Source organism: Streptomyces sp. NPDC059861 (assembly GCF_042731435.1).
Classification (GTDB): domain Bacteria; phylum Actinomycetota; class Actinomycetes; order Streptomycetales; family Streptomycetaceae; genus Streptomyces.
In genome coordinates this window covers 101,235-123,969 of record NZ_JBHWJQ010000002.1, presented here as the reverse complement: position 1 = coordinate 123,969, position 22,735 = coordinate 101,235, and the positions used below count along the sequence as shown (strand labels likewise).

The 22,735-nt window shown below is 71.2% G+C and carries 23 protein-coding genes and 2 pseudogenes; 14 read left to right on the top strand and 11 right to left on the bottom strand.

All coding sequences use genetic code 11. The annotated features are described in order from the left end of the window. Positions 1-262 precede the first annotated feature (262 nt). Together ACFV6X_RS02650 and ACFV6X_RS02645 are read left to right on the top strand one after the other, a co-directional pair. Positions 263-1,360: an SIS domain-containing protein gene (locus ACFV6X_RS02650; RefSeq protein ID WP_385376548.1), complete on the top strand. Its 1,098-nt coding sequence runs from the start codon at positions 263-265 to the stop codon at positions 1,358-1,360. A 511-nt stretch (positions 1,361-1,871) separates the two neighbouring features. Then, positions 1,872-3,338 carry a PAS domain-containing sensor histidine kinase gene (locus tag ACFV6X_RS02645; RefSeq protein WP_385376890.1) on the top strand — a complete coding sequence of 489 codons (1,467 nt, stop codon included), beginning with the start codon at positions 1,872-1,874 and terminating at the stop codon, positions 3,336-3,338. A 240-nt stretch (positions 3,339-3,578) separates the two neighbouring features. Here the strand turns inward: ACFV6X_RS02645 and ACFV6X_RS02640 are convergent, their stop codons facing one another. Beyond that, on the bottom strand, positions 3,579-3,836 hold the full coding sequence (locus ACFV6X_RS02640; RefSeq protein WP_016639615.1) for a WhiB family transcriptional regulator: 258 nt from the start codon (positions 3,834-3,836) through the stop codon (positions 3,579-3,581). A 319-nt stretch (positions 3,837-4,155) separates the two neighbouring features. Continuing rightward, entirely contained in the window at positions 4,156-5,124 is a 969-nt protein-coding gene (locus tag ACFV6X_RS02635) for a diacylglycerol/lipid kinase family protein (RefSeq protein WP_385376545.1), read from the bottom strand. Positions 5,125-5,282: 158 nt separating this feature from the next. Between ACFV6X_RS02635 and ACFV6X_RS02630 the strand changes: the two genes are divergently transcribed. Then, positions 5,283-5,735 carry a hypothetical protein gene (locus tag ACFV6X_RS02630; protein ID WP_385376543.1) on the top strand — a complete coding sequence of 151 codons (453 nt, stop codon included), beginning with the start codon at positions 5,283-5,285 and terminating at the stop codon, positions 5,733-5,735. Positions 5,736-6,124: 389 nt separating this feature from the next. Here ACFV6X_RS02630 and ACFV6X_RS02625 read toward each other — a convergent pair whose 3' ends face one another. The 3 genes from ACFV6X_RS02625 to ACFV6X_RS02615 form a co-directional block, all read right to left on the bottom strand. Continuing rightward, the gene (locus tag ACFV6X_RS02625) at positions 6,125-7,333 is read right to left on the bottom strand and encodes an RNA polymerase sigma factor SigF (RefSeq protein ID WP_385376540.1); all 1,209 of its coding nucleotides are present in this window, start codon (positions 7,331-7,333) and stop codon (positions 6,125-6,127) included. Further along, positions 7,330-7,743 (bottom strand): anti-sigma factor, encoded by a 414-nt coding sequence (locus ACFV6X_RS02620; RefSeq protein ID WP_015657891.1) that lies wholly within the window; start codon positions 7,741-7,743, stop codon positions 7,330-7,332. The genes ACFV6X_RS02625 and ACFV6X_RS02620 overlap by 4 nt, the downstream gene beginning before the upstream one ends. A 258-nt stretch (positions 7,744-8,001) precedes the next feature. Continuing rightward, positions 8,002-8,262 (bottom strand): UBP-type zinc finger domain-containing protein, encoded by a 261-nt coding sequence (locus tag ACFV6X_RS02615; RefSeq protein WP_385376537.1) that lies wholly within the window; start codon positions 8,260-8,262, stop codon positions 8,002-8,004. A 61-nt stretch (positions 8,263-8,323) separates the two neighbouring features. Here ACFV6X_RS02615 and ACFV6X_RS02610 point away from each other — a divergent pair, with 61 nt between their 5' ends. Then, the gene (locus ACFV6X_RS02610) at positions 8,324-9,937 is read left to right on the top strand and encodes a Na+/H+ antiporter (protein WP_385376534.1); all 1,614 of its coding nucleotides are present in this window, start codon (positions 8,324-8,326) and stop codon (positions 9,935-9,937) included. 36 nt (positions 9,938-9,973) lie between these two features. On the opposite strand, the gene ACFV6X_RS02605 is transcribed toward ACFV6X_RS02610, so the two are convergent. Both ACFV6X_RS02605 and ACFV6X_RS02600 read right to left on the bottom strand, forming a co-directional pair. Continuing rightward, on the bottom strand, positions 9,974-10,876 hold the full coding sequence (locus ACFV6X_RS02605) for a 1-aminocyclopropane-1-carboxylate deaminase/D-cysteine desulfhydrase (RefSeq protein ID WP_385376531.1): 903 nt from the start codon (positions 10,874-10,876) through the stop codon (positions 9,974-9,976). A 21-nt stretch (positions 10,877-10,897) separates the two neighbouring features. Beyond that, a complete protein-coding gene (locus ACFV6X_RS02600) occupies positions 10,898-11,488 on the bottom strand; it encodes an N-acetylmuramoyl-L-alanine amidase (RefSeq protein ID WP_365456205.1) in 591 nt (196 codons plus the stop codon). A 291-nt stretch (positions 11,489-11,779) separates the two neighbouring features. Here ACFV6X_RS02600 and ACFV6X_RS02595 point away from each other — a divergent pair, with 291 nt between their 5' ends. The 6 genes and pseudogenes from ACFV6X_RS02595 to ACFV6X_RS02570 all read left to right on the top strand — a co-directional run bounded on the left by ACFV6X_RS02595 (position 11,780) and on the right by ACFV6X_RS02570 (position 17,139). After that, a complete protein-coding gene (locus ACFV6X_RS02595) occupies positions 11,780-13,186 on the top strand; it encodes a family 2B encapsulin nanocompartment shell protein (protein ID WP_385376528.1) in 1,407 nt (468 codons plus the stop codon). 118 nt (positions 13,187-13,304) lie between these two features. Further along, positions 13,305-14,450, top strand: a complete 1,146-nt coding sequence (locus tag ACFV6X_RS02590) for a family 2 encapsulin nanocompartment cargo protein polyprenyl transferase (RefSeq protein WP_385376525.1) — start codon at positions 13,305-13,307, stop codon at positions 14,448-14,450. A 185-nt stretch (positions 14,451-14,635) separates the two neighbouring features. Beyond that, positions 14,636-14,791: pseudogene (locus tag ACFV6X_RS02585) on the top strand (dihydrofolate reductase); the annotation flags it as partial. Positions 14,792-15,197: 406 nt separating this feature from the next. Next, on the top strand, positions 15,198-15,614 hold the full coding sequence (locus ACFV6X_RS02580; RefSeq protein WP_385376522.1) for a YciI family protein: 417 nt from the start codon (positions 15,198-15,200) through the stop codon (positions 15,612-15,614). Positions 15,615-15,623: 9 nt separating this feature from the next. After that, entirely contained in the window at positions 15,624-16,850 is a 1,227-nt protein-coding gene (locus tag ACFV6X_RS02575; protein ID WP_385376519.1) for an RNA polymerase sigma factor, read from the top strand. 37 nt (positions 16,851-16,887) lie between these two features. Then, complete coding sequence (locus ACFV6X_RS02570) at positions 16,888-17,139, top strand: hypothetical protein (protein ID WP_385376516.1); 252 nt, start codon at positions 16,888-16,890, stop codon at positions 17,137-17,139. On the opposite strand, the gene ACFV6X_RS02565 is transcribed toward ACFV6X_RS02570, so the two are convergent. Continuing rightward, positions 17,126-17,860: a VOC family protein gene (locus ACFV6X_RS02565; protein WP_385376512.1), complete on the bottom strand. Its 735-nt coding sequence runs from the start codon at positions 17,858-17,860 to the stop codon at positions 17,126-17,128. The genes ACFV6X_RS02570 and ACFV6X_RS02565 overlap by 14 nt on opposite strands. Positions 17,861-17,986: 126 nt before the next feature. Between ACFV6X_RS02565 and ACFV6X_RS02560 the strand changes: the two genes are divergently transcribed. Both ACFV6X_RS02560 and ACFV6X_RS02555 read left to right on the top strand, forming a co-directional pair. Further along, positions 17,987-19,141 carry an anion permease gene (locus ACFV6X_RS02560; protein WP_385376509.1) on the top strand — a complete coding sequence of 385 codons (1,155 nt, stop codon included), beginning with the start codon at positions 17,987-17,989 and terminating at the stop codon, positions 19,139-19,141. A gap of 18 nt (positions 19,142-19,159) precedes the next feature. Next, positions 19,160-19,394 (top strand): annotated as a pseudogene (locus tag ACFV6X_RS02555) (hypothetical protein). A gap of 128 nt (positions 19,395-19,522) precedes the next feature. On the opposite strand, the gene sodN reads toward ACFV6X_RS02555, so the two are convergent. Continuing rightward, positions 19,523-19,918, bottom strand: a complete 396-nt coding sequence (sodN, locus tag ACFV6X_RS02550; RefSeq protein ID WP_141312035.1) for a superoxide dismutase, Ni — start codon at positions 19,916-19,918, stop codon at positions 19,523-19,525. 145 nt (positions 19,919-20,063) lie between these two features. Here sodN and sodX point away from each other — a divergent pair, with 145 nt between their 5' ends. After that, positions 20,064-20,498 (top strand): nickel-type superoxide dismutase maturation protease, encoded by a 435-nt coding sequence (gene sodX, locus ACFV6X_RS02545; RefSeq protein WP_385376889.1) that lies wholly within the window; start codon positions 20,064-20,066, stop codon positions 20,496-20,498. Here sodX and ACFV6X_RS02540 read toward each other — a convergent pair. Next, the gene (locus ACFV6X_RS02540; RefSeq protein WP_385376507.1) at positions 20,402-21,031 is read right to left on the bottom strand and encodes a CGNR zinc finger domain-containing protein; all 630 of its coding nucleotides are present in this window, start codon (positions 21,029-21,031) and stop codon (positions 20,402-20,404) included. The two genes, sodX and ACFV6X_RS02540, sit on opposite strands and share 97 nt — an antisense overlap. A gap of 100 nt (positions 21,032-21,131) precedes the next feature. On the opposite strand from ACFV6X_RS02540, the gene ACFV6X_RS02535 reads away from it, so the two are divergent. Continuing rightward, complete coding sequence (locus ACFV6X_RS02535) at positions 21,132-21,890, top strand: class I SAM-dependent methyltransferase (protein WP_385376504.1); 759 nt, start codon at positions 21,132-21,134, stop codon at positions 21,888-21,890. Positions 21,891-21,958: 68 nt separating this feature from the next. On the opposite strand, the gene ACFV6X_RS02530 is transcribed toward ACFV6X_RS02535, so the two are convergent. Further along, complete coding sequence (locus ACFV6X_RS02530; protein ID WP_385376886.1) at positions 21,959-22,711, bottom strand: amino acid ABC transporter ATP-binding protein; 753 nt, start codon at positions 22,709-22,711, stop codon at positions 21,959-21,961. Positions 22,712-22,735: the final 24 nt, after the last annotated feature.

The following is a 22,735-nucleotide window of genomic DNA, read 5'->3' as shown; positions in this document are numbered from 1 at the left end:
AGAGGGGACTCGAAGGGCACCCGGAAGGGGCCATGTGGTTTAGACCAATCTAACAGAGAGGCGTGCCCCCTCCCAGGCGAAGACCAGCCTCCGCAGGGGCGCCTGGACGCAGTGGGAACGGCCGATGAAGGCAGGCCGGGATCCAGGTGAAGACGCGCCCCCGGAAGCGTCCTTGAGGAGGCGTGAGCTGCCGTGGGGGAGTGGAATGGTGCCAGCCCGGTGCCACAGCCGACGCAGCCGACGCCGACGCGGAGGAGCCGCCATGACCGCCCCCGTCCCGTACCCCCACGACCCCCATGCTCCCCACGCCCCCCACAGCGAGGTCCCCGGCCGGATCATGGCGCGGGAGATGGGCGAGCAGCCCGCGGTGCTGCGCCGGATCCTGGAAAAGGGCGCTCCTGTGATCCGCCAGGTGGCCCAGGACATCGCCGCCCGCGCGCCCCGCTTCGTCCTGCTGACCGCCCGTGGCACCTCCGACCACGCCGCCCTCTACGCCAAGTACCTCCTGGAGGTCCGCCTCGGCCTGCCCTGCGGCCTCACCTCCATGTCCACCTTCACGGCCTACGGCGCCCGCCCCGACCTCACCGACGTGCTCGTCGTCACCGTCAGCCAGTCGGGCGGCTCGCCGGACCTGGTCGCCTCCACCCGGGCCGCCCGCGAGGCGGGCGCGATCACCCTCGCCGTGACCAACAACCCGGACTCGGCGCTGGCCGGCGTCGCCGAGTACCACCTCGACATCCTGGCCGGACCGGAGAAGGCGCTCCCCGCCACCAAGACCTACACGGCCTCCCTCCTCGCGCTCTACCTCTTCGTCGAGGGCCTGCGCGGCGGCGACGGTGCCCCGGCCCAGGTGCTGCCCGACCTCGCCGGGCAACTGCTCGCCCGGCACGACGAGGTCCGCACCCTGGCCGCCCGCTACCGCTTCGCCGAGCGCATGGTGATCACCTCCCGCGGCTTCGGCTATCCCACGGCCAAGGAGGCCGCCCTGAAGCTGATGGAGACCAGCTACATCCCGGCCCTCGCCTACTCGGGCGCCGACCTGCTGCACGGTCCGCTCGCGATGGTCGACAACGTCTCGCCGGTCATCGCGGTCGTCACCGACGGCAGGGGAGGGGAGGCGCTCCAGCCTGTCCTCGACCGGCTGCGCGGGCGGGGCGCCGACCTGGTCGTGGTCGGGCCCAGGAGCCAGGTCGAGCGTGCCTCCGCCGGTTTCGTCCTGCCCACCGAGGGCGTCGCCGAGGAGGTCCAGCCCGTCCTGGAGATCATCCCGCTCCAGCTCCTGGCCTACGAGGTCACGATCGCCCGCGGCCAGGACCCGGACGCACCCCGGGCGCTGGCGAAGGTGACGGAGACGCGCTGAGCGGCGGCCAGGGCCCCGCGCCCCCGGCCCGCCGCACCGGCGCGCTGATCTAGGGCATGTCCCCCACGGGCGCGCGACGGCGCGAGCCGTGCGCAACCGGAGGCTCTCGCGGAAATTGCCATGGCCATCTGGCCCCGCACGTGAGCCGGGCGGGTTAGGCTGCGAAGCGCCAACTCCACACAGTCTTCAACAACAAAACCGCTCCCGACGCATGGACACGAGTAGTGGTCTAGTCCACAATGCGGGGGAGGCGCGTAGAAGTGATGAGCCTCCGTCTTCCCCGCACAGGAAGACGGACCGAGGAACCGGTGCTCTCTGCCCTGACTGCCCCGGCTCCTCATCCTTCGGCCGACCGGGACCGCACACCCCGTGGCCGATGCTGCTCCGGGCTGCGGTGCCGGGAGGGTTGAGGGTCCCTCCCAGGCGCCGCGGCCCGCGGGTGTTCTCGGCCCCGTACAGACACTTTTAGGACCTGGACAAACCGCCGGGTACGCTCGCAGACGTGCCCTCCATGAACGAACTGGTCCGCCAGCACACCTCCCTCGACGACTCCGATCTCGAGTGGCTCCATCTGCTGGTCTCGGAGTGGCAGCTGCTCTCCGACCTCTCCTTCGCCGACCTGGTCCTGTGGGTCCCCACTCGCGACGGCACGCGCTACGTCTCCGTCGCCCAGATGCGGCCGAACACCGGCCCCACCTCCTACCAGGACGACATGGTCGGCCACCTCGTCCCGCGCGGCCGCCGCCCCATGCTGGACGCGGCGCTGGACGAGGGCCGGATCGTGCGCGAGGGCGACCCGGAGTGGCGCGAGGAGGTCCCGGTCCGCGTCGAGTCCATTCCGGTACGACGGGACGGGCGCGTCCTCGGTGTCATCGCCCGCAACACCAACCTCCTGACCGTGCGCACCCCGAGCCGCCTCGAACTGACGTACCTCCAGAGCGCCTCGGACCTGGCGCAGATGATCGCGGCCGGTGCCTTCCCCTTCGCGAACCAGCAGGTCGACATGGATGCCTCGCCCCGTGTCGGCGACGGCCTGATCCGGCTCGACGCGGACGGCCTCGTCCAGTACGCCTCCCCCAACGCGCTCTCCGCCTACCACCGCATGGGCCTCGCCGCCGACCTCGTCGGCCACCATCTCGGCCGTACGACGGCCGAACTCGCCCCGAGCCGGGGCCCGGTCGACGAGGCGCTGGCCAAGGTGGCCAGCGGCTGGGCGCCGCGCGAGTTCGAGATCGAGGCCCACGACGGGGTCATCCAGTTCCGCGCCATTCCGCTCAAGCCCAAGGGCACCCGCATCGGTTCCCTCGTCCTGCTCCGGGACGTCACCGAACTGCGCCGCCGCGAGCGGGAGTTGATCACCAAGGACGCCACCATCCGGGAGATCCACCACCGGGTGAAGAACAACCTTCAGACGGTGGCCGCGCTGCTGCGCCTCCAGGCCCGGCGCATCGAGTCCGAGCGCGGCCGCGCGGCCCTCGAAGAGGCGGTACGCCGGGTCGGCTCGATCGCGATCGTTCATGAGACGCTGTCTCAGAACCTGGACGAGCGGGTGGAGTTCGACGAGATCGCCGACCGCGTGCTGGCGATGGTCGCCGAGATCTCACCCGGCAAGGTCGCCGGCCGGCGAACGGGCCGCTTCGGCATCCTCGACGCCGAGGTCGCCACCCCGCTGTCCATGGTGCTCACCGAGGTGCTGCAGAACGCGCTGGAGCACGGCTTCCGCGAAGGCGACACCGGCACGGTGGAGGTGTCGGCGGTGCGCGGCGGTACGACGAAGGAGACCCGCCTGCTGGTCACGGTGCAGGACGACGGGGTCGGCCTGCCCGAGGGCTTCGACCCGCACACCTCCGGCAATCTCGGCCTCCAGATCGTACGGACGCTGGTGGAGGGCGAGTTGGGCGGTGCGTTCGACATGGTCCCGGCGCCGGAGCGCGGCACGCAGGTCATCCTGGACATCCCGGTACGCACACAGAAGTGACCGACTTCCGCGGTGAACAGGCGGGACGGCGGAGCCGGTGCACGGGGTGCGGGCTTCACCGGGCACAGCAAAAAGTCCCGGACCAGAAGGTCCGGGACCAGTCGCTCGCTGCGATGGGGTTCCCCATGCCCTTGGGGCTGTGGGGGAGCTTCGGGGGTACTGCGCGCTGCGGCTCGGGGGCGGGAGATGCGTACTCGCTGTACGCGCCGCCAAGCTCAGGCTGTCAGCGGGGTGGGTATGTCAGGCGGAGGCCTGACGAGCCCGGTTGCGGGCGGCGCGGCGCTTCATGGCGCGGCGCTCGTCCTCGCTGAGACCACCCCAGACGCCGGAGTCCTGGCCGGACTCGAGCGCCCACTGCAGACACTGCTCCATCACAGGGCAGCGACGGCAGACGGCCTTGGCTTCCTCGATCTGCAGCAGCGCAGGACCGGTGTTGCCGATGGGGAAGAAGAGCTCGGGGTCTTCCTCGCGGCAAACGGCGTTGTGACGCCAGTCCATGGCTGCTACCTCTCCTTGGTATTACGTGAAGATTGCTTGTGAATGTGAACGCTTTCACGAATCCCTCAACAAGTGAAGGGCCGACCACCGAGTCTTCCTCGGCGTGGTCCTTGGTTGGTGAGGGGTTCCGGTGATCTGTGGAGGCCGGTGTTGCGGGCCGTCCTGATCGCCATGTAGAGACTCGCAAACCTCGGCGACGGATACAACCCCTTCCAGAAAGTTTTTTTTGATTCCTCGGTGTCGACTAGGTCACAGCCGTACTTCCATGGGGTGGATCCTGGCCTAAACGTTCGAGTGAAAGGACTTTGGCCCCTTCTGCTCACACAATCACACGCAGTGCACGGCGTACGCCTGTGAACGTCACGCTGGTGCGCAGCCCCAGGTGGTCACCGTCCATCTGAAGGGGTAGCGGCGCCTTCGAATGCAAGGTGAACTCATCCAGATCGTGCAAGGACACGGCATGCCTGCCCTGAGGTCCACGCTCGGGGGACGAAGTGAGCAACTGGGTGCCATAACGGGCGACCGAGGCCGTGGACATCCGGCTGAGACCGAACACATCGAGTCCGGTGTCGAACGAGGCTTTGGGTGAGGCGTACATCGGGCGGTTGCCGAGGAACGTCCACGGGGCGGTGTTCGACGCTATGCACAGCAGCAGATCCGTCACGGCGTCCTCGCCCGGCCGCTCCATGGTGATCGTGCCCTGCCGGCGGCTCGGCTCGCCCAGCAACTGGCGCAGCACCTGGCGCACGTAGAGCGCGTGCGTCGACTTTCTGCCGCGCTCGCGCTGCTGCTCGACCCGGCCGACGACGCCGGCGTCGAAGCCGAGTCCGGCGTTGAAGGTGAACCAGCGGGACGGCACAGCCTCGTCCTCGGTGCCCGGCGTGCCCGAGGTCAGACCGAGTCCGACGGTGCGCTCGCCGCCGTCACGCAGGGCGTCCAGCAGCGCGCCGGTCGCCTCGACGGCGTCGTTGGGCAGACCCAGGGCACGGGCGAAGACATTGGTGGAACCGCCGGGGACCACGGCGAGGCCGGGGACGTGGCCGGGGGCGGGTCCGTTGTGCAGCAGGCCGTTGACGACCTCGTTGACCGTGCCGTCGCCGCCGAGGGCGACCACCAGGTCGATGTCGTCGCTCTCCGCCGCCTGCCGGCCCAGGTCCCGCGCGTGTCCGCGGTACTCGGTGGTGACCGCCTCCAGCTTCATCTCGCTCGCCAGCGCATGAATCAGGACATCGCGCGTACGTGCGCTTGTGGTGGTTGCCGCCGGATTGACCACGAGAAGTGCACGCATGACTCGCAGGGTACCTACTGGGTGGTACCGGGCACAGGCCGGACCGGTGATCCAGCGGAGATCGACGCGTGAGCCTGGACACGGGTGCCGGATCCGTGCGCACGGGTGGGCCCCGGGGTCTTCCGGGGCGGGGGAGGGGCGAGGGCTACCCTTCTGGCGTGAGCGCTGAGCAGAACCCCACCCCCGATTCCGAGGCCGCCGCAGAGGCCGGTCCCCGTCCTGTCCGGCTGACCGTGGCCGCGGCGCTGGCCGCGCTGGAGGGGCTCGCCTTGGTGGTCGGCGGGGTCTGGATCCTCGTCCTCGGACTGACCGGGCACCCGGACGACCGGCAGCAGGCCGTCACCGGGGGCGTCACGCTGATGGTGCTCGCGCTGCTGCCGCTGCTCGCCGCGCGCGGACTGCTCGCGCTGCGCAGCTGGAGCCGTGGCCCGGCCGTCATCACGCAGATCATCTCGCTGCCCGTGGCCTACAACCTCCTGCAGGCCGACAGCATGGCCATCCCGGGCGGCATCGCCCTTGCGGCGGCCGCGATCGCGTCCCTGATCCTGCTCCTCAACCCGGAGACGACCCAGGCCCTCGGAATCCGGGGGCCTGGCAACGCCGGGAAGTAGCAGCCGGGGGCGGGCCGGGCGGCCATCGCAGCGCCGCGCCTTGGCGGCTGGGGGATTTCGCGCGCTGTTCCCGCGTCGGTGATTTCCCTGCGGGCGGGCCATGCCGTTCAAGCGGGCGGGGTATCCGCACGGCCGGGAGGCAGGCGTCGATCGGACAGGTGTCGATCGGACAGGTGTCGGCTCCCGCGCAGGCAGCCGAGTCATATGGCGGCGGTGACCGCCCAGGCAGCCGTGATGCGCTGTTCACGCCGGCGCCATTTCTCCGCGCGGTCGCCGGCCACGCTGTTCACGTGGGCGGCGAATTCCCGCGCGGCCGGACCGGGAGGCGTACGGGATCGCGCGGACAGCGTTTTCCGTGCCGCCGGCGATTCCCGCGCCGGGTGCCTCGCCTACTCCTCCACCAGCAGCTTCTCCCGCAGCTGGGCCAGGGTGCGGGCCAGCAGGCGGGAGACGTGCATCTGAGAGATGCCGACCTCCTGCGCGATCTGCGACTGGGTCATGTTGCCGAAGAAGCGCAGCAGCAGGATCCGCTTCTCCCGGGGCGGCAGATCCTCCAGGAGTGGCTTGAGCGACTCTCGGTACTCCACGCCCTCCAGCGCCTCGTCCTCCGCGCCGAGCGTGTCGGCGACGGCCGGGGACTCGTCGTCGGTGTCGGGGACGTCCAGCGACAGCGTGGAGTACGCGTTGGCGGACTCCAGACCCTCCAGGACCTCCTCCTCCGAGATCGCCAGCTTCTCGGCGAGCTCGTGGACCGTGGGGGAGCGGCCGTGCAACTGCGAGAGCTCCGCGGTCGCTGTGGTCAGCGACAGGCGCAGCTCCTGGAGACGGCGCGGCACGCGCACCGCCCAGCCCTTGTCGCGGAAGTGCCGCTTGATCTCGCCGACGACCGTCGGGGTCGCGTACGTCGAGAACTCGACGCCGCGGTCCGGGTCGAAACGGTCGACCGACTTGATCAGGCCGATGGTGGCGACCTGGGTCAGGTCGTCCAGCGGCTCGCCGCGGTTGCGGAAGCGGCGCGCGAGGTGCTCGACGAGCGGCAGATGCATCCGGACCAGCTGGTTGCGCAGCTCGGCGTACTCCGGGCTGCCCTCCTTCAGCCCGCGCAGCTCCACGAACAGGGCACGTGCGCCACTGCGGTCCTGCGGGTGGTGGTGCGTGGACTGCGCGCTGCGCGTGGCCGCCGGGGCGGGAGTGGCATGCGCGTCGTGCTGCGCGTCGGGCACGTTCTGCACGTCCTGCTCCGCGTATCGCTCGTGCTCGCTCATCGTCCCGCCCGTCGCCCTTCCCCGAGCCCTCGTCTCCGCTCGGACAGGGGACACTCCGATCCGCTGTTGCGGAGGTGTGCTCTGCACGGCACCCTCCTGATCCCGCTGCCCGTCGTCCAGGAAGCCGGCCTCCGTCGTGTCGGAGTCGTCCTCCGGATGCGGCCGGGCCTGCTCGGGGATGCCGTCGATGCCGTCCGCCATGTGACGGGCACCGATCGGACCGTCTCCCGAGCTCTCGGCGCCGCTCGAGCCGGGGACGCCTCCGGGCACCCCCGTCGGCAGCTCCCGTGTGCCGCGCTCTTCGTCCCGCACCGGCCCGTCCCCGTTCCTCACGCCGGCCCGGGTCCCGCGCCGCGCTGTTTGTAGAGGCTGATCGAAACGGTTTTGTCGTCGTCCACGGCGGAGGAGACCTTGCCTGCCAGGGCGGACAGCACGGTCCAGGCGAAGGTGTCCCGCGAAGGGGCGTGACCGTCGGTCGTGGGCGCCGAGACGGTCACCTCCAGCGAGTCGTCGACGAGCCGGAAGACACAGCTGAGCACCGAGCCGGGCACGGCCTGCTGGAGCAGGATCGCGCAGGCCTCGTCCACCGCGATGCGCAGGTCCTCGATCTCGTCGAGGGTGAAGTCCAAACGGGCTGCGAGGCCGGCCGTGGCCGTCCGCAGCACCGACAGGTAGGCACCCGCGGCCGGCAGCCGGACTTCCACGAAGTCCTGGGTCGCGGGCTCGCCTGCGATCTGGGACACCCTCACCTCCAAGGTGGTACAAGCTCTACGGGGCCGAGGGTCGCCCCTCGGGGTAACGCGAAGTGTGTTCAGCGGTGACGCTACCGCGCTCGGAACCTACCTGTCCCGGGACCCCAACCCCTTGCTGTCACTCATAGTAAACACATGAATACACACAGTGGCTAGAGGGTGGGCGCCCCCAATTGGGAAGAGCGCGCGCCGGGTTGACGTACCCAGACGTCAGACGCTCGAACCGTCGGTCCGGACGTCACGAATCGGTCACGCCAGGACGTGGTCCACGAAGCACCATCGCCAATTCTCCCCCGGTTCGAACGTCCGCATCACCGGATGACCGGACTCCTTGAAATGCTCGGTCGCGTGCCGCCCCTCGGAGGAGTCGCAACAGCCGACGTGGCCGCAGGTGAGGCACAACCGCAGTTGCACCGGATGCGAGCCGTCCGCCAGGCACTCGGGGCAGGTCTCCGTCCGGGCCTCGGGTTCCGGGTGCGGCAGCTCGTCGGCGTGCGTGCACTGTTTCATGATTGCCAGGTTACGACGGGCGCGCGGAACGCCGCGCGGAAAACGAGGGTGGGTTGGATCCATGGACGTGATGCCACTGCTGCTGCTGGTGGCGGGCAGCGCCGCGATCGCCGCGGCAGGCCGGCGTACCCCGGTACCGGCGCCGCTGCTGCTGGTCGCGGCCGGACTCGTGCTGTCGTACGTGCCCGGAGTCCCGGACTACCACCTCGACCCGCACGTCGTGCTGCCGCTGATCCTGCCGCCGTTGCTGCACACCGCGGCCACCGACAGCTCCTACCTCGACCTGCGGGCGCAACTGCGGCCGGTCGCGCTGCTGTCGGTCGGGTACGTGCTCTTCGCGACCTGCGTGGTCGGCTGGGCCGCCTATGTCATCGTCCCGGGCCTGCCGCTGACCGCGGCGCTGGTGCTGGGCGCGGTGGTGGCGCCGCCGGACGCGGTCGCGGCCACGGCGATCGCCCGTCGTGTCGGGCTGCCGTCCCGGATCACCACGATCCTCCAGGGGGAGTCCCTGGTGAACGACGCCACCGCGATCACCGCCTACCGCGTCGCCCTGGCGGCCGCCGTCGGCGAGGGCGCGACCTGGGTGGGTGGCATCGCCGAGTTCCTGGTCGCGGCGATCGGCGGCATCGTCGTCGGCCTCGTCCTCATGGTCCCGATCCACTGGCTGCGCACCCACCTCAAGGAGCCGCTCCTCCAGAACACCCTCTCCCTGCTGATCCCGTTCGTCGCGTACGCCGTCGCCGAGGCGGTGCACGCCTCCGGTGTCCTCGCCGTCGTCGTGGTCGCCCTCTACCTCGGGCATCGCGCGTGGGAGGTCGATTTCGCCACCCGGCTCCAGGAGAGCGCGGTCTGGAAGATGGTCGCCTTCGTCCTGGAGTCAGCGGTGTTCGCCCTCATCGGACTCCAACTGCCGGTGGTCCTGGAGGGACTGGGGGAGTACGAGGGCCTGGAGGCCGCCTGGTATGCGGTCGCCGTCTTCCTGGTGGTCGTCGCGACCCGGTTCGTGTGGGTGTATCCGTCGGTCTGCCTGCCCCGGATGCTGTCGGTGCGGATCCGGGATCGGGAGGCGGGCGCCGCCAGGGAGACGGGCGTCACCTGGAAGGGCGCGTTCATCATCTCCTGGGCCGGGATGCGGGGCGTGGTCTCGCTCGCCATCGCGTTCTCGATCCCGCAGGTCATGGAGGGCGGGGAGCCCTTCCCCGGCCGCAACCTGATCCTCTTCCTGACCTTCACGACGGTCATCGGCACCCTCGTCCTCCAGGGTCTGAGCCTGCCCCCGCTGATCCGGCTGCTCAAGCTGCCCGGCCGGGACGTCCAGGCCGAGACGCTCGCCGAGGCCAACGCCCAGGCGCAGGCCTCCCGGGCCGCCGAGCGGCGCCTCGACGAACTCCTCGCCGACGAGCGCAACGCCCTGCCCGACCCGCTCGCCGCCCGGCTGCGCGCGGTCCTGGAACGCCGCCGCAACGCCGTCTGGGAGCGTCTCGGCCAGTCCAACCCCATCACCGGCGAGACCGCCGACGACACGTATCGCCGCCTGGCCAGGGACATGATCAGCGCCGAGCGCGAGGTGTTCGTCAGGCTCCGCGACGGTCGCTTCATCGACGACGAGATGCTGCGGACGCTGTTGCGCCGCCTGGACCTGGAGGAGGCGGCGGCGTACCGCGAGACGACCTAGCGGGAGATCTGGTCGGAGTGAGGGGAGACGGCATGGTCAGGGGAAGGGGCGGCCGGTGATGACGGCCGCCACCGTGCTCCCGCGCGCGAAGGTGCCCTCCTTGGCGAGCGTGACAAGTCCGTACAGCATTTTGGCGACATACAGACGCTCCACGGGCAGCCCGTGCCGGTCCTCGAAGTCCGCGGCGAAGGCGTCGAGTTCCGGGGTGGTGCGCCCATAGCCGCCGAAGTGGAAGCGGTCGTCGAGGTACCAGTCGCCGCGCGGGCCGCCGAAGGCCGCCTCCTGCAAGGTCCGTATCTCCGCGCCGAGGAAGCCGCCCTTGAGCACCGGTATGCCGAGCGCGCGCCGGCCGGGGCCCAGCCCCGCCGCCAGTCCCGCCAGGGTGCCGCCGGTGCCGCAGGCGATCGCCACGACGTCGGCCCGCCCGCCCAGTTCCTCGCCCAGCGCCCGGCAGCCGCGCACGGCCCGGGAATTGCTGCCGCCTTCGGGGACCACTTGGGCGTCCTCGGCGCCGACCGCGCGCAGCAGGGCGGCGAGGGCGACGGGGTCGGTCTTGCGGCGATACGTCGATCTGTCGACGAAGTGCAGCTGCATGCCGTCGGCCGCGCACCGGGCGAGGGACGGGTTGAGGGGCCGGTCGGCCAGCTCCTGGCCGCGGACCACACCGACGGTGGCAAGGCCGAGGAGGCGGCCCGCGGCGGCGGTGGCGCGCAGATGGTTGGAGTACGCGCCGCCGAAGGTGAGGATCGGGCGGCCGTGCGCCGTCGTGAGGTTGGGGGCGAGCTTGCGCCACTTGTTGCCGACGAGGTCGGGATGGATCAGGTCGTCGCGCTTCAGCAGCAGCCGTACGCCGTGCCGCTCGAAGCGGTCGTCGCGCACCTCCCGCACCGGGGAGGGGAGCCTCGGGTGCAGGATGGCGAGGGCGTCTGGGCTGGTCACCCGGCCATTGTCGCCCGTGGGCTACTTCAGTCGCTCGGCGATGCGCCCCCGCATCGCGGCCATCGTGAACCCGCGCGGGTCCACCTTTCCCGGCTGCCACTCCAGGTGGCCGATGACCGACCGGTGCGTCCAGCCGTGCTGCCGGCAGATCGCGGCGGACGCCCGCTCGATGGCCTCCAGCTGCACCTCGGGCCAGGGGTCCTTGCCGTCGCCGAGGTTCTCGCACTCGAAGCCGTAGAAGTGGCGGTTGCCGTCGGTGTTCGCCTCGTTGTCCGGTGGCAGCGCCTTCTCCGCGATCACCGCGCGCAGGACGTCGTCGTCGCCGAGCCCCGCGTGGTTGGCGCGGCCGTAGCCGACGAGGTGGACCCTGCCGTCCTTGGTGATGACGCCGTGGCACAGCGGGCCGGGCAGGCCCTCGTAGCCCTTGCGGCACAGCTCGACGGTCTGCGCGCTGCCCCGGGTCACGGTGTGGTGGATCATGACGCCGTGCACGGGGGCCCAGGGGCCCTTGTGGTTGCGGTTGTGTTCTCTCCAGTTGCCGACCTCGACGACGGTGAGGCCCTCGTCCCGCAGGCAGTCGAGGAAACGGTTCGCGGACAGGGGTGAGGCCATCGGTGCCTCCTTCGCGGCGCGACGGCCGCCCGGCGCGGCCGCCTCGTACATGCTGCTTGTACCGAATCGGGAAGAAACGGAACCTCCCGTTCGTACAGTGAGCGAGCTTATTCGGCCAAGGGGGTGGTGGGGTGCTGTTCGGAGCGAAACCCGCGTGTGCCCAGGGGGAGTTGATCCATTCCCGCTCTTTCGGGTAATAGCACGATCACGGTCCGTGCTGGAAGGCTTTTCCGCGGAGATCGGTGCCCGGGGCAATCCGTTGCCAGGGCATGACCGGGAGGGCAATTCCTTATGTCGGTAGGCGAAGAGGTCCGCACGGAGCAGACCAAGCCGCAGCAGAGCCTCGGCACGGCGGCCGCGCGGAACCTGGCCACCACGACCAAGTCCGTACCCCAGATGCAGGAGATCAGCTCGCGCTGGCTGCTGCGCATGCTGCCGTGGGTGGATGTACAGGGCGGCACGTACCGCGTGAACCGACGGCTCACCTATGCCGTGGGAGACGGACGCATCACCTTCGTGAAGACCGGCGACCGCGTCGAGGTCATCCCCGCGGAGCTGGGCGAACTGCCGGCGCTGCGGTCCTACGAGGACGAGGAGGTGCTGGCCGAACTGTCCCGGCGCTGTGAGCAGCGCGAGATCGCCGCGGGCGAGGTGATCGCCGGCTTCGGCAACCAGACCGACGAGGTGTACCTGCTGGCGCACGGCAGGGTCGAGAAGATCGGCACCGGCCCGTACGGCGACGACGAGAGCCTCGGTGTGCTCGCCGACGGCGCGTACCTGGGCGAGCAGGCGCTGCTCGACCCGGACGCCATCTGGGAGTTCACGGCCCGCGCCATCACGCCCTGTACGGTCCTCGTGCTGTCCCGGCAGGACGTCGAGCAGCTCGCCGAGCGCTCGGACTCGCTGCGGGAGCACCTGGAGGAGCGGCGCGCCGTCCCCCAGCAGCGCACCAACAAGTACGGCGAGAAGGAGATCGACCTCGCGGCCGGACACGCGGGCGAGCCGGACATCCCGCACACCTTCGTGGACTACGAGGCGCGGCCCCGCGAGTACGAACTGAGCATCGCCCAGACGGTGCTGCGCATCCACTCCCGCGTGGCCGACCTGTACAACCAGCCGATGAACCAGACCGAGCAGCAACTCCGGCTGACGGTGGAGGCGCTGAAGGAGCGCCAGGAACACGAGCTGATCAACAACCGTGAGTTCGGCCTGCTCACCAACTGCGAGTACGACCAGCGGATCCAGCCGCACGACGGTGTGCCCGGCCCGGACGACATGGACGAGCTGCTCAGCCGCCGGCGCGGGACCAAGATGTTCCTCGCCCACCCGCGCGCGATCGCCGCTTTCGGCCGCGAGCTCAACAAGCGGGGCCTGGTGCCGGAGACGATCGACGTCGGCGGCAACCGCATCCCGACCTGGCGCGGTGTCCCGATCTACCCGTGCGGCAAGATCCCGGTCACGGAGGCCCGGACCACCTCGATCATCGCGATGCGTCTCGGCGAGGCGGACCAGGGTGTGATCGGCCTGCGCCAGTCCGGCCTCCCGGACGAGCTGGAGCCGAGCCTGTCGGTGCGGTTCATGGGCATCAACGAACAGGCCATCATCAAGTACCTCGTGACGGCCTACTACTCGGCGGCGGTCCTGGTGCCGGACGCGCTCGGCGTGCTGGAGAACGTCGAGATCGGCCGCTGGCGGTGACCTACCCGGTCTCAGTGTCGTGTCCCCGCCCGGCAGGGCGGGTACACCTCGGGGTACGCGCCCGGCCGGAGCGGAAGCGCCGCTGTCCGCAGACTCTCCGAGGGGGGACCTCGCTCTCATGACCGAGTCCGTGACCGAGTCGAAGAACGACTCCCCGGCACCTGCCGTGCGGCGTCCGGCCGGGGTGCCCGAAAGCCGCAGCACCCTCGCGCCCCGGTCGGACGGCGGGCCGGGGCCGCTCGACGGTCCCGAGGCGGCGGTGATCCTGGAGCGCGCGCGGGCGTCGGTGGACCCCGAGTTGCACTCGGCGATCGACTCGCTGCCCGCCGCGATGCGCCGGGTCGCGCGCTACCACTTCGGCTATGAGCACGCGGACGGCACCCCCGCGTCCGGCAACGCGGGCAAGGCGATCCGGCCCGCGCTCGTCCTCACCGCGGCGTCCGCGCTCGGCGGTTCCCAGGCGCAGGCGAGCGCGGCACGGGCGGCCGCGGCGGTGGAGCTGGCGCACAACTTCACGCTGCTGCACGACGACGTGATGGACCGGGACACCACGCGCCGGCACCGGCCCACCGCGTGGACGGTGTTCGGCGTCAACGACGCGATCCTCGCCGGGGACGCCCTCCAGGCGCTCGCCCTGCGACTGCTCGCGGAGGACCCCCACCCGGCGTCCTCCGCAGCCGCCGCCCGGCTCGCGTCCTGTGTCGTCGAGCTGTGCGAGGGCCAGCAGGTCGACACGGCGATGGAGCGCCGCGGGCCCACGGAGGTCACCCTCGACGAGGTGCTCGCCATGGCCGAGGCCAAGACCGGGGCGCTGCTGGGGTGCGCGTGCGCGGTCGGCGGGCTCTACGCCGGGGCGTCCTCGGCCGATGTGGAGGCGCTGGACGCGTTCGGCCGGCAGGCCGGGCTCGCCTTCCAGCTCATCGACGACGTCATCGGCATATGGGGCGACCCGAGCCGCACCGGAAAGCCGGCCGGGGCGGATCTGGCGGCCCGCAAGAAGTCCCTGCCGGTGGTCGCCGCGCTGGCCTCGGGGACACCGGCCGCCGTCGAGCTCGCCGGGCTGTACGAAGTGCCGTACGAGGGCGGTGACCTGGAGCCCACGGTGATGGCCGTGGAGCGGGCGGGCGGACGGGACTGGGCTCAGGTCCAGGCATCCGAGCGGATGGCGCGGGCGATGCAGGAGCTGTCCCGCGCGATTCCCGACCCGGAGGAGGCAGGCGGGCTGCTCGCCCTGGCCGAGTTCGTGACGCGGCGCAGCACCTGAGCGCCGGGCGCGGCGAGAAGGACCCCGGACCGGCCGGGGCGGGCGGTTCCTGACCCGCACGCCCCGGCCGTTCCGGCTCGGGCGGTCCCGGACATCCCCACGGTGTGCGGGGCCCGCCCTCGTTCCGCCCGTCCCGCCGCCCCCACCGGGGACGCCACCTGCGCCCACCGGATGCGCCGCCTTACGAGATCGACGAGCTCGTCATCAAGACGTACCCGATCGTGCTGGGGAGCGGCATGCCGATGTTCGGCTCCGGCTTCGCGGTCGGCGAGTGCACGCCGGAGTCGGGGCGCACATTCGGCAACGGCGTGCTCGTGCGGACGTACAGCAGGAAGCGCTGAGCCGCCGTCCGCCCTACGCTTGGGGCATGGACAGCGCACAACATGTCTGTCCCGACTGTGGACAGCCCGTCGATACGGTCGTCCGGCGTCACAAGACGCTGGGCGCGTGGGTCCCGGTGTGGGTTGCCGGACCGTGCCAGAACCCCCACTGCGGAGCGTCCGCCACGGAAGGTGCCGCATCCGAGCAGGAGCGGCCGGCGACGCCCGACGTGGAGCAGACCGAAACCGGGACCGTGGCGAAGAACCCCTGAGAAGCTGGGTGGACGTCCGGGGAGAATCCCCGGACGCATGCCCGGCAGAAGTCCCGGGGAAAAATTCTCCGACTCCGTGTCGAGAATCCCCGGCCGGCTCCGACGTCCCTTGCGAGAGTCGCCCACGCCGGGCGGCCCGAGCCGAGGAGACGACAATGAAGTACCTGGTCATGGTGCTGGGCACGCAGGCGGACTACGAGGCGATGGGGGGCAACGCGTCCGAGGACTCGCCGGCCTGGGGCGAGCAGGATCTGCAGGCCATGTACGCGCACATGAGCGCGCTCAACGACGACCTCGCCGAGACCGGTGAGCTCGTCGACGGGCAGGGTCTCGCGGAGCCCGCCAGGACCCGGCTCGTCGGCCTCGACGCGGACGGCAAGACGGTGATCACCGACGGCCCGTACGGCGAGACCAAGGAAATGCTGGCCGGCTACTGGGTGCTGGACTGCGCGAGCCTGGAGCGGGTCACGGAGATCGCCGAGCGGGTGGCCCGCTGCCCGCAGCCCCCGGGCGTCCCGGAGTACCCGGTGGTGATCCGGCCCATCATGGACGGCGCCGGCGACATCGGCTGACCGGCACCGATGCACCGCACCGACGAGGTCGAGGACCTGCTGCGCCGGAACGCGCCGCAGGTCCTCGGCGCGCTCGTGCGCCGGTACGGGCATTTCGACGCCGCCGAGGACGCCGTTCAGGAGGCGTTGCTGGCGGCGGCCGGGCAGTGGCCCTCGGCCGGGGTCCCGGACAATCCACGGGGCTGGTTGATCAAGGTCGCCGCGCGGCGGCTGACCGACGCGCTGCGCAGTGAGGCGGCGCGGCGGCAGCGGGAGGAGCGGGCGGCGGCGCTCACCCCGCGCGACGCGTTCACCGCTCCACCGCCCGGCACGGACCGGGGGCCGCGCGAGGACGACACCCTGACGCTCCTCTTCCTGTGCTGTCACCCCGGCCTCACCCCGCCCGCGCAGATCGCCCTCACCCTGCGCGCGGTCGGCGGCCTGACCACGGCCGAGATCGCCCGCGCCCACCTGGTGCCCGAGCCGACCATGGCCCAGCGGATCAGCAGGGCCAAGCAGAAGGTGCGGCGGGCGCGCTTCGGCCGCCCGGACGACTGGACGGACAGGCTGCCCGCCGTCCTGCACACGCTCTACCTGATCTTCAACGAGGGCTACACCGCCACCTCAGGCGCCGCCCTCCAGCGGCGCGAACTGGCCGGCGAGGCGATCCGGCTCACCCGTACGGTCCACCGGCTGCTCCCCGACGACGGCGAGGTGGCCGGGCTGCTCGCCCTGATGCTGCTCACCGACGCCCGCCGCGAGGCGCGCACGGGGCCGCACGGCGAGCTGATCCCGCTCGACGAGCAGGACCGGGCCCGCTGGGACACGGCGGCGATCGAGGAGGGGGTCGGCCTGGTCACCCGGGCGCTGTCCGGCGGCCGCCCGGGCCCGTACCAACTGCGCGCCGCCATCGCCGCCGTGCACGACGAGGCCCCGTCGGCGGAGGCGACGGACTGGCGGGAGATCCTCGGCCTGTACGACGTCCTCGTACGCCTGGTCCCCGGCCCCGTCGAACGCCTCAACCGTGCCGTCGCCGTCGCCATGGTGCACGGCCCACGGGCCGGCCTGGGCGAACTGGACGCGCTGGCCGACGATCTGGGCACTGGTCACCGTCTCGACGCGGTGCGGGGGCATCTGCTGGAGCGGACGGGGGAGCACGAGGCCGCCCGCGCCGCCTACGAGTCGGCGGCCGGAAAGACACTGAGCCTGCCGGAGCAGCGGTACCTTCAGGCGCGGGCGGCGCGGCTGAGGCCGTAGCGCGGCTCTCAAGTGCGGCGACACGGGGAGGGTCGGAGTGACGACGGAGGCCGGGGGCAGGCGGTGCGGGCTGTGGCGGGGGGCCGTGCTGGTGTGGGCCGTGACCGTGGCCGTCGCGGGCGGGCTGACGCTGTGGATGCAGGACTCGGTGGAGCCGTCGGGGCCGTATCGCTGGGAGAAGGCGACACCCACGCCGCTGCTTCAGCAGGACCGGTACACCGCATGCCCCTCGGCGCCGACGCCCGCCGGCGACGGGCATGCCGTGCTCTGCGTCCTCAAGGCCGGCTAGGCAGCCCGCCGGTCTGCGGGTCCCGGCCGGTCAGGCAGTAGGTGCCGCCCGCCGGGTCGCGCATCACCGTCCAGTGGGCGCCGGCGGCGACGGACGTGGCCCCGAGCCGCTCGTGCTCGGCGCGGGTCGCGACGATGTCCGCGCAGGCCAGGTCGAGGTGGGCGGAGAGGGGCTGCTGGGCGTCGAGCCGCTGGAGCAGCATCCGCACCGGCAGCCCGGCCGGCGGCCTGACCACATGGAACTCGGGGCGCGCGCCCGGCACGGACTTCCAGCCGTCCAGCAGCCCGGTCCAGAACGCCACCTCGGCGTCGAACGACGCGGGCGGCACGTCGACGCACACCTGATCGAGCCGGCTGCCCCGCACGACGGGCGGCCGCACCGACTCCCCGTGCCACGGCACGGCACAGAACAGCTGACCCGCCGGCGAGCGCAGTACGGCCCACCCCTCGTGCCCGGCGGCCACCTCGGCGCCCGCACGCACCGCGGACGCGGTGAACTCCTCCACGTCGTCGACGGCGAAGTCGAGATGCGCGCCCCCGGGCCCCTCGTCGACGCCCTGAACCTTCACGCACGGGTCCGTTCCCTCGGCCGGCAGGAGGGTGACGAACTCGCCCCGGCGTGCGGAGAGCCGGGTGTCCGTGACGGCGGTCCAGAACTCCTCGGCCGCCGGGAGGTGCCCGGCCGGGCGGTCGATGAAGGCGTGGGTCCAGTGGATCGTCATGGCGGTGATCGTAGGCCGCGGGGGCCGGTCGCGAGGGACGCGCGGGCCGGGCGGGCGCCCTGGAGTCCAGACGCAGCCTTTGCCTCTCGTTCAGCGGCAGTTGGGACGGGGCGGAATACATCCAGCATGGACCACATCACGTTTCTCGTGGCGGTCGTCGTCGTCACCGCGCTCGCCTTCGACTTCACCAACGGATTCCACGACACGGCGAACGCGATGGCCACGTCCATCGCCACCGGCGCGCTGCGACCCAGGACAGCGGTCCTGATCAGCGGCGTCCTCAACGTCGTGGGCGCCTTCCTGTCCACCGAGGTGGCGAAGACGATCTCCGGTGGCATCGTGGACGACTCCCTGGTCACACCAGGGATGATCTTCGCGGGGCTGGTCGGGGCGATCCTGTGGAATCTGCTGACCTGGCTGCTGGGTCTGCCGTCGAGTTCGTCGCACGCGCTGTTCGGCGGGCTGATCGGAGCGGTGTGGGTGGGCGCGGGCACGCACGGCGTCAACTTCGACATGGTGGTCGAGAAGGTGATCATCCCGGCGGTGGCCTCCCCGCTGGTCGCCGGCGTCGCGGCGCTGGCCGCGACGTACCTCGCCTACCGGATCACCGCCCGCGCCTGCCGCCACCCGGTCGAGAAGGGGTTCCGGGCCGGGCAGGTCGCCTCGGCCTCGCTGGTCTCGCTCGCGCACGGCACGAACGACGCGCAGAAGACCATGGGTGTGATCACGCTGACCCTGATCTCGGCGGGCGCGCTCAGCCCCGGCTCGGGTCCGCCCCTGTGGGTGATCGCCTCGGCGGGCCTCGCCATCGGCCTCGGCACCTACCTCGGCGGCTGGCGGATCATCCGCACCATGGGCAAGGGACTGACGGAGATCCAGTCACCGCAGGGTTTCGCCGCGGAGACCGCCTCCACCGCCGTCATCCTCTCCTCCGCGCACCTCGGGTTCGCGCTGTCCACCACCCAGGTCTGCTCCGGGGGCATCCTCGGCGCGGGCCTCGGGCGACGGCTGGCGGAGGTGCGCTGGGGAGTGGCCGGCCGGATGCTGATCGCCTGGATGGTCACCCTGCCCGCGGCCGCCCTGGTCGGCGGCCTCGCGGCGAGCGCCGTCACGCACGGCGGCACTCCGGGCACCGCGCTGGTCGCGCTGGTCGGCCTGGCCCTCGCCGTCGGGATCTTCGTCCTCTCGCGCCGCAATCCGGTGGACGCCCGCAACGTCAACGAGACCTACGAGGTGACCGTTCGCCCCGCCTCGCACAACAAGGTCAAGACGGCAACCTGACGCAGGAGTTGAGTATCGATGCAGCTGAACTGGAGCGCGCTCGGCGAGGTCGCCGCGGTGAGCCTCGGCGCCACCGTGGCGGTGGTGGTCGTCTTCGCCCTCGGCGTCCTCGGACTCGACCCGGGTGGAGCAGGGGCGCGAGCAGGGGCGTGGGACGCCGGTACTGGCACTCACCCAGGCGGGGGTGTGCTTCCTCGCGTGCGCGACCGTGGTCGCGTACGGGATCTATCTGCTCGTGCCGCACTTCCACTGAGGCACGAGGCATTTCAGGTGGCGGGGCAGGCGGTCGGAACGCCGACGGGGCCCGGCCGCACATACGGCCGGGCCCCGTCGCTTGCCTCTGACAGGCGGTGGTGCACCGACCGCCGGTCCTGTGCGAGGTCAGGCCTTCTTGGTCTCCCAGAAGATCTTGTCGATCTGGGCGATGTAGTCGAGGGCCTTCTGGCCGGTGGCCGGGTCGGTGGACGCCTTGGCGGCCGAGAGGGCCTTCAGGGTGTCGTTGACCAGCTGGTGCAGCTCCGGGTACTTCTCGAAGTGCGGGGGCTTGAAGTAGTCGCTCCAGAGCACCGAGACGTGGTGCTTGGCAAGCTCGGCGCGCTGCTCCTTGATCGTGGTGGCACGAGCCTGGAAGTGCGGGTCGTCGTTGCCGGCCATCTTTTCCTGGATGGCCTTGACCGACTCCGCCTCGATGCGGGCCTGGGCAGGGTCGTACACACCGCAGGGCAGGTCGCAGTGCGCGCTGACCTTGACCTTGGGGGCAAACAGGCGGGAAAGCATGGAGCATTCCTTCCTCGTGATCGTCTTCTCAGGGGGGACATTACTCCCTGAGCGACCTGTTTTCGCGAGTGCCCCCATGGGCTTAGGACAAAAGTCCGGGGTGAGACTGAGACTGGTGGAGGATCGGACCGGGGAGGTGCCGGGGATGCCGGAGCTGTCGCAGGAGACCGGGCGTGAGAGGGGTGACCCGCCCTTCGGACTGGCCGAGGTGACCGGCCCGTCGATGGTGCCGACGCTGTACCACGGGGACCGGCTCCTGCTGCGCTACGCCGCCCGGGTCCGGCCGGGTGACGTCGTGGTGCTCCGTCACCCCTTCCAGCAGGACCTGCTCGTCGTCAAGCGGGCCGCGGAGCGACGCGAGGGCGGCTGGTGGGTGCGCGGCGACAACGCGTACGCGGGCGGGGACAGCACCGACTACGGGGTCGTGCCCGACGAGCTGGTCCTCGGCCGGGTGATGTTCAGGTACCGGCCGCGCAAGCCGGGTCAGCGCTCGCCGACGGCGGTGCTGCGCTGGGCGCTCTCGGCGGCCAGGCCCGTCTTCTCCGGCCGGTCGGCCTCCAGGCGTTTGCGCGCCCGGTAGGCGGCCACGTTGGCGCGGGTGGCGCAGCGGTCGGAGCAGTAGCGCCGGGAGCGGTTGGTGGACGTGTCGAGGTAGGCGTTGTGGCACGGCGCCGCCTCACACAGGCCCAGGCGGTCAACGCCGTGCTCGGTGAGGTGGAAGGCGAGACCCATCGCCGCGATGGCCGCGTAGCCCGCGGTGGCGTTCGACGGGTGGTCCGCGAGGTGCATGTGCCACAGCGGGCGGCCGTCGTCGTCGCGGAAGTCGTGGCCGGAGATCTGGGGGCTGACCGGGAACTCCAGCAGCAGGGAGTTCAGCAGGTCCACGGCGAGGGTCTCGTCGCCGCTGTCGGCCGCCTCGAAGACCGCGCGCAGCCGGGCCCGGACCGAGCGGAACCGCGTCACGTCGGCGTCGGTGGCGCGACGGGCCGCGGACTGGTTGGCACCGAAGAGCTCCCGGACGGCCTCTACCGACGTCAGCGAGTCCTTGCCCCGGGCCGGCTCCTCGCTGTTGACGAGGCGTACGGCATAGTCCGAGTAATAGGCCAGTTCCACTTGTAGTCCTTACGGTCGGGCTCTATGGTCATGTCTGCGGTCACGTAACAGCCGATCGTGCTTCCAGGGTATTACGCGGCTGCGTCAAGGAGGGGTTCCCATGACCACGAGCATCGGCACCGACTGGAACGCGTGGCAGGAGAGCTGGGACCGGCAGCAGGAGTGGTACATGCCGGACCGGGAGGAGCGCTTCCGGGTCATGCTCGACATGGTCGAAACGTTCGCCGGCACCGCACCGCGCGTGCTGGACCTCGCCTGCGGCACCGGCACCATCACCGCCCGCCTGCTCACCCGCTTCCCCGACGCGACCAGCACCGGAGTCGACCTCGACCCGGCCCTGCTCACGATCGCCCGCGGCACGTTCGACGGCGACGAGCGGGTCTCCTTCGTCGAGGCCGACCTGAAGGATCCGGACTGGCCCGCGCGGCTGCCCCACGAGACGTACGACGCGGTCCTGACCGCCACCGCCCTGCACTGGTTCCATGCCGAACCCCTCCAGGCGCTGTACGGGCGGATCGCCGGGCTCGTGCGGCACGGTGGCGTCTTCATGAACGCCGACCACATGATCGACGACACCACGCCCCGCATCAACGCCGCCGAGCGCGCCCTCCGTCATGCGCGCATGGGCCGGGCACAGCAGGAGGGCGCCCTCGACTGGGCCGACTGGTGGCAGCTCGCCGCCAAGGACCCGGCCCTCGCCGAGCCCACCGCCCGCCGCTTCGAGATCTACGGCGACCACGCGGACGGCGACATGCCCGCACCGGCGTGGCACGCGCGCGTGCTGCGGAAGCAGGGCTTCGCGGAGGCGCGGGCGGTGTGGTGCTCGCCGTCGGACACGCTGCTGCTCGCGGTGAAGTAGGCCCCGCGCACGCGAAGGGGCGGTACGGAGACTTCCGTACCGCCCCTTTTCGGCTCTGCCCGGCCGCGTTACAGCACCTTCGACAGGAAGGCCTGCGTCCGCTCGTGCTGCGGGTTCGTCAGCACCTCGCGAGGATCGCCCGACTCGACGACCACGCCACCGTCCATGAAGACCAGGCTGTCGCCCACCTCACGGGCGAAGCCCATCTCGTGGGTGACCACGATCATGGTCATGCCGGACTCGGCGAGGTCGCGCATGACGTCGAGGACGTCACCCACCAGCTCCGGGTCCAGCGCCGACGTCGGCTCGTCGAACAGCATCAGCTTCGGGTCCATGGCGAGGGCCCGGGCGATGGCCACGCGCTGTTGCTGGCCGCCGGAGAGCTGCGAGGGGTAGTTCCCGGCCTTGTCGGCCAGGCCGACGCGGTCCAGGAGTTCGAGCGCCCGTCCCCTGGCCTGGGCCCGGCTGGTGCCCTTGACCTGGATCGGCGCCTCGATGATGTTCTCCACCGCCGTCATGTGCGGGAAGAGGTTGAAGCGCTGGAAGACCATGCCGATGTCGCGCCGCTTGAGCGCGACCTCGCTGTCCTTCAGCTCGTACAGTTTGTCGCCCTTCTGGCGGTAGCCGACGAGCTCGCCGTCGACGTACAGCCGCCCGGCGTTGATCTTCTCCAGGTGGTTGATGCACCGCAGGAAGGTCGACTTGCCGGAGCCGGAGGGGCCGATCAGGCAGAAGACCTCGCCGGTCTTCACCTCCAGGTCGATGCCCTTGAGGACCTCGACGTGACCGAAGGACTTGTGCACGCCCTCGGACTTGACCATGGGGACGCCGTCGGCCTTGACCGT

Bases quoted from the DNA above. Each gene is read 5' to 3' on its own strand.
- ACFV6X_RS02635 (WP_385376545.1), bottom strand. From the start codon at position 5,124: ATGCGTGCACTTCTCGTGGTCAATCCGGCGGCAACCACCACAAGCGCA.
- ACFV6X_RS02645 (WP_385376890.1), top strand. From the start codon at position 1,872: ATGAACGAACTGGTCCGCCAGCACACCTCCCTCGACGACTCCGATCTC.
- ACFV6X_RS02580 (WP_385376522.1), top strand. From the start codon at position 15,198: ATGAAGTACCTGGTCATGGTGCTGGGCACGCAGGCGGACTACGAGGCG.
- ACFV6X_RS02615 (WP_385376537.1), bottom strand. From the start codon at position 8,262: ATGAAACAGTGCACGCACGCCGACGAGCTGCCGCACCCGGAACCCGAG.
- ACFV6X_RS02590 (WP_385376525.1), top strand. From the start codon at position 13,305: ATGACCGAGTCCGTGACCGAGTCGAAGAACGACTCCCCGGCACCTGCC.
- sodN (WP_141312035.1), bottom strand. From the start codon at position 19,918: ATGCTTTCCCGCCTGTTTGCCCCCAAGGTCAAGGTCAGCGCGCACTGC.
- ACFV6X_RS02650 (WP_385376548.1), top strand. From the start codon at position 263: ATGACCGCCCCCGTCCCGTACCCCCACGACCCCCATGCTCCCCACGCC.
- ACFV6X_RS02595 (WP_385376528.1), top strand. From the start codon at position 11,780: ATGTCGGTAGGCGAAGAGGTCCGCACGGAGCAGACCAAGCCGCAGCAG.
- ACFV6X_RS02530 (WP_385376886.1), bottom strand. From the start codon at position 22,711: ATGGTCAAGTCCGAGGGCGTGCACAAGTCCTTCGGTCACGTCGAGGTC.
- ACFV6X_RS02535 (WP_385376504.1), top strand. From the start codon at position 21,132: ATGACCACGAGCATCGGCACCGACTGGAACGCGTGGCAGGAGAGCTGG.
- ACFV6X_RS02575 (WP_385376519.1), top strand. From the start codon at position 15,624: ATGCACCGCACCGACGAGGTCGAGGACCTGCTGCGCCGGAACGCGCCG.
- ACFV6X_RS02600 (WP_365456205.1), bottom strand. From the start codon at position 11,488: ATGGCCTCACCCCTGTCCGCGAACCGTTTCCTCGACTGCCTGCGGGAC.
- ACFV6X_RS02640 (WP_016639615.1), bottom strand. From the start codon at position 3,836: ATGGACTGGCGTCACAACGCCGTTTGCCGCGAGGAAGACCCCGAGCTC.
- ACFV6X_RS02565 (WP_385376512.1), bottom strand. From the start codon at position 17,860: ATGACGATCCACTGGACCCACGCCTTCATCGACCGCCCGGCCGGGCAC.
- sodX (WP_385376889.1), top strand. From the start codon at position 20,064: ATGCCGGAGCTGTCGCAGGAGACCGGGCGTGAGAGGGGTGACCCGCCC.
- ACFV6X_RS02610 (WP_385376534.1), top strand. From the start codon at position 8,324: ATGGACGTGATGCCACTGCTGCTGCTGGTGGCGGGCAGCGCCGCGATC.
- ACFV6X_RS02560 (WP_385376509.1), top strand. From the start codon at position 17,987: ATGGACCACATCACGTTTCTCGTGGCGGTCGTCGTCGTCACCGCGCTC.